Source organism: Pseudomonas sp. PS01299 (assembly GCF_029960145.1).
Classification (GTDB): domain Bacteria; phylum Pseudomonadota; class Gammaproteobacteria; order Pseudomonadales; family Pseudomonadaceae; genus Aquipseudomonas; species Aquipseudomonas putida_A.
In genome coordinates, this window is record NZ_JASCPO010000335.1 from 1 (window position 1) to 4,697 (window position 4,697).

The following is a 4,697-nucleotide window of genomic DNA, read 5'->3' on the forward strand; positions in this document are numbered from 1 at the left end:
GTCAGGGCGGGCCTCTTCGCGAGCAAGCCCGCTCCCACATTTGAAATGCATTCCCCTGTGGGAGCGGGCTTGCTCGCGAAGAGGCCCGAATGGTCATCACCACTGCGCGCGATGCGAACCCAATTCAGTAGCCGGCAACGCCCACTGCAGCGGCGTCCCGCTGATCGTCACCGGTGCCAGCAAGCGGTGCGCCGGCCCCCACGGGGTCTGCTCCACCCGTGAGTCTTGATCCTGTTTAGCCTCGGCGCGCAACGCTTCGCTCGTCCCAGGCCCATGTTCGATCAACAGTTTGGCGGTGCGCGCCAGTGACAAGCGTGCAGAACCGCCGCGACCGCTGCGCAAACGTTCAGTGAGCAATGTGATCGCACTCGCCGCCATCAGATACCCGGTCGCGTGATCCAGCGCCTGCACCGGCAGCGGCGTCGGTTTGTCAGCCTGTTTCCAGCGCTGTCCGGCCTCGGCGATGCCGCTGCTCATCTGCACCAGGCTGTCGAAGCCACGGCGGTTCTGCCATGGGCCGCTCCAGCCGTAGGCATTGAGACTGACGTCGATCAGCCCCGGCGCCAGTTGTCGACGGCGTTCGGCGCCGAAACCGAGGTGTTCCAGGGCATCGGCACGGTAGCCGTGCAGGAAAATGTCGGCGTCCTTCAACAGGATTTCGAACACCGCGCGATCGCCCGGTTGCTGCAGGTCCAGCCGCGCACAGCGTTTGCCAAGAGTCATGTCGGGAATGACACCCGGCTCGTTCCAGCTCGGCGGATCGATGCGCAGCACGTTGGCACCGAGGCCTGCGAGAAAACGGCTGGCGGTGGGGCCGGCGAGCACGCGGGTCAGGTCGAGCACCTTGAGCCCGGCCAGCGGTTGCGCCACCGAGCCTTGCCATGGTTTGAGAATTTCGTCCTGATCGGTGCTGAAGTGCACCAGCGGCTCGGCATTCACGGCCAATCCCTGCGGATGCTGTTGCCACTGCGCCCAACTGCGCATTTCCGCGGCGCAGCCCTTGGCCTCGACCACCGCCTGCTCCAGCTCGGTACTGCTCCATTGCGCGACTTTCGCCGCCATCGAGGCGCGGTCGGCACAGGCACCGAGCACGCTTTCAGCCGCAGCACGGTGATGTGGGGCGTTGGTGTGCAGGCGGATCCAGCCGTCCTTGGTTGCGTAGTCACCAGCGACCGGATCCCACAGCGGCGGGATCTCCCAGCCGATCGGCCGCAACGAGGTGGCAAACCAGAACGACGCCAGACGCCGATCAACTTCCACGGCGGGCAAGTGCCCGGTCTGTTGCCGGAGCAGTTCGCTGACGGCCTGACCGGCAGCGCCGATGCTGGCGCAGGCCAGGTCGGTGACTGCGAACGCCGAGGGCAGGGCGCCACTGGCGGTGAACGGAATTGGCGTGTGGGGCAAGCCGAGTGCGGCTTGAATGGACGTGAGTAAATCAGTCATCGAAGGCCCTCCGGGAGAGAGGGCGATGATAGTGCAAAAAAATCTCGGCTTAGATGAAAACCCTCATCTCCTGAGTCAACGCAAATCCCTGTGGGAGCGGGCTTGCTCGCGAATGCGGTGTATCAGCGCCATATAAAGTGACTGACACACCGTATTCGCGAGCAAGCCGCTCCCACAAGGGGACTGTGGTGGATTTCAGACGCGGAACTGATCCATCAGCGTCATCTGCTGACTGGCCAGGGCATTGAGCTGGCTGCTGATCGCCGCCGATTCAGTGGCCTGTTCAGTCAGGGTTTCAGTCACGGTGCGAATCGCCGAGACGTTGCGGTTGACCTCTTCGGCCACGGCGCTCTGCTGTTCGGCGGCGCTGGCGATCTGCAGGTTCATGTCGCTGATCACCGTGACCGCATCGCTGATCTTGCCCAGCGCATCCACCGCCTGCCGGATCTGCCCGGCGTTGTTGTGCGCCTGGGTCTGGCTCGAATGCATGGTCGCGACCACGCCACGGGTGCCGGTCTGGATGCGTTCGATGACGATGCGGATTTCTTCCACCGAATCCTGAGTGCGCTTGGCGAGGTTGCGCACCTCGTCGGCCACCACCGCGAAACCACGCCCGCTTTCCCCGGCGCGGGCCGCTTCGATGGCGGCGTTGAGCGCCAGCAGGTTGGTTTGTTCGGCGATGCTGCGGATCACTTCCAGCACCGAACCGATCTGCTCGCTGTTGACCGCCAGCGCTTCGACTTCGGTCACCGCTTTGCTGACTTCATCGGCCAGTTGATTGATGTCGCGGGTGCTGCGCTCGATGATCGACATGCCGTCCCTGGCCGACTGATCGGCGCCCTTGGCGGCGTTGGCCGCGTTCGACGCGCTGTTGGCGACGTCGTGGGCGGTGGCGCTCATTTCGTTGGACGCGGTGGCGACCTGATCGATTTCGCGGAACTGCACCTGCATGCCTTCGCTGGTCTGGCGGGCGATTTCCGATGACTGATCAGCAGTGCCACGCGCTTCAGTGATGCTCTGTTTGATCTGGGCGATGGTCGGTTGCAGCTTGTCGAGGAAGCGGTTGAACCAGTTCACCAGTTCGCCCAGTTCATCCTTCTTGCTGTAGTTCAGGCGCTGGGTCAGATCGCCTTCACCGCTGGCGATGTTCTTCAGCATCTCGGCGACGCTGTTGATCGGCCGGGTCACGCCCGAGGCGGTGAGCCAGATCAGCAGCAGACCGACCAGACCGGCCACCACAGCCACCAGCAACGCAGTGAGCACACCGGTTTCCTGCGCATCGTCGAGTACCGCTTGCAGCTTGACCGAGTCGGCTAGCAGCACCTGTTTCGGCAAGTCGATGACCACACCCCAGGCCCGCGAGTTGCCAATCGGATCGACCGGATACACCGCGCGAATCAGCTCGCCCTGTTCGAGAATCTTCGGCGTGCCGCTGCTGACCAGTTGCAGCAGATCCTTGCCATCGGCACCGAGGGTATCGCTGATCTTTTTACCAACCTTGGTCGCATCGGAACTGTCAGCAGCGAGCACGCCGCTGCCCGAAACGATCAGCATGTGCCCGGCGTTGTTGAACAGGTTGCGTTGGGACTCCACCGCCGCCGCTTGCAGGGCATCGAGGGCGATGTCGACACCGACTACGCCGATGGCCTTGCCGTCGACGATCAACGGCACGGAAATGGTGGTCATCAACATTTCCTTGCCGCCCACGGTGTCGGCATACGGATCGAGCAGGCAAGTACGCTTGTTGTCGCGAGGGCAGGTGTACCAGCTGTTGTACGGCGTGCCGCTGACGCTGAGGGTGGTCTTGGTCATGTCTTCTTCGACCATGATCGTGTTCAGCGCCGAGCCGGCAGCGCGGCTCCAGTAAGTTGCAAAACGCCCGGCTTCGTTGGACTGACGCGCGGCATCGTTGACGAACTCGCTGTCCTTGCCGTCGAGGCCGTTGGGTTCGAAGGCGAGCCAGATGCCGAGTACCTTGTCGTTGCGCTCGAACGCGGTTTTCAGGCTCTGGTTCAACTCTTCACGCAGGGCCCCGGCGTCCAGCGAACGCTTGGCGGCCAGTGCGCGCATGTCCTTGATCTGATCGGCCAGCGCGGTGATCACCGTCAGACTTTCGCCAAAGGTCTTCTGCACCCGCACTGCTTGTTCGGCCGCCTTGGCCTGCAACAGGTTCTGCACACTGGCGGTGAGCATCTTGCTGCTGGAGTCACTGACCAGATCGTCGTTCTGGTTGGTCTGGTAAATGTTCATGCCGACGATCAGCGCAACCACCCCCAGCAGGCACAGGCCGGAGAGCAGGACGATTTTCAGGCGAATGGAGAGAGAGTCGAACATGGGGCGATCTCGTGAATGAATGAGCAGGTGGCCACGGGATGAACTACCCGGTTCGCCAAATCCATTCAGCGCCATGCATTGCTCATCGGCGCGCGGCGAAGGTGCATGAGGCGCTTGCCGACGAACGGTCAGCGCTAAACGTTTGCGCAGGGGATTGTGCTGAAAAGGCGATTATTTACAGGGAAGTTTCAGTCCCATGAACCCCGAGGCACTGCTGGTGATGAGGCTTTGTGGTGAGGGGATTTAGCGAAACGTCGCACCGCCCCGATGGACTGCGCAGCAGGCCCAAAACCTGACAACCAGTTTTAACTGAAACTCTGCGGATGCCTGATTTAGTGGCTGCTGCGCAGCCAATCGGGGATAAATCCCCTCACCACAAAAGCCACATCCACAAAGCATAGTGGGAGGTCAGGAAGAGGAGGGTAGCACTTCCGGGCGTGACCAGATCCACAGATTGCCCAGACTCATCCCGGCAATCGCCAGGTACACCGGCCAGCCGTGATCGAGCATTACCAGCATCAACGTCGCGCACAGCAGCATGCTGATCGTGGCGCTGACCTTGGCTTTGCGCGCGATGATCTTGCCGTTGCGCCAGTTGCTCAGGATCGGCCCGAACAGCCGATGGTTTTCCAGCCAGGCGCTCAGGCGCGGCGAGCTGCGAGTCGCGGCCCAGGCGGCGAGCAGGATGAACTCGGTGGTCGGCAGGCCGGGCACGACGATGGCGATCAGGCCAATGCCGAGGCTGACGTAGGCCAGCAGGCCGAACAGCAGACGGGCGAGTTTTGAGGTGGCGGGTTGCGGCATGGGCTCGGGGAGTACAGTGAGACGAATCGGGGATTCTACAGGCTCGCGCTGTTCCCATGTGGGAGCGGGCTTGCTCGCGAAAGCGGTGTGTCAGTGACATATGAGGTGGCTGACAC

Annotated in this window: 3 protein-coding genes; all 3 read right to left on the reverse strand. The window is 62.5% G+C overall.

Annotation, left to right across the window (positions count from 1 at the left end):
* Positions 1–96: 96 nt before the first annotated feature.
* The 3 genes from QMX91_RS29095 to QMX91_RS29105 all read right to left on the reverse strand — a co-directional run bounded on the left by QMX91_RS29095 (position 97) and on the right by QMX91_RS29105 (position 4,581).
* On the reverse strand, positions 97–1,443 hold the full coding sequence (locus tag QMX91_RS29095) for a CoA transferase (protein WP_282413776.1): 1,347 nt from the start codon (positions 1,441–1,443) through the stop codon (positions 97–99).
* A 195-nt stretch (positions 1,444–1,638) separates the two neighbouring features.
* On the reverse strand, positions 1,639–3,777 hold the full coding sequence (locus QMX91_RS29100; protein WP_282413777.1) for a methyl-accepting chemotaxis protein: 2,139 nt from the start codon (positions 3,775–3,777) through the stop codon (positions 1,639–1,641).
* A 408-nt stretch (positions 3,778–4,185) separates the two neighbouring features.
* A complete protein-coding gene (locus tag QMX91_RS29105; protein WP_282413778.1) occupies positions 4,186–4,581 on the reverse strand; it encodes a YbaN family protein in 396 nt (131 codons plus the stop codon).
* Positions 4,582–4,697: the final 116 nt, after the last annotated feature.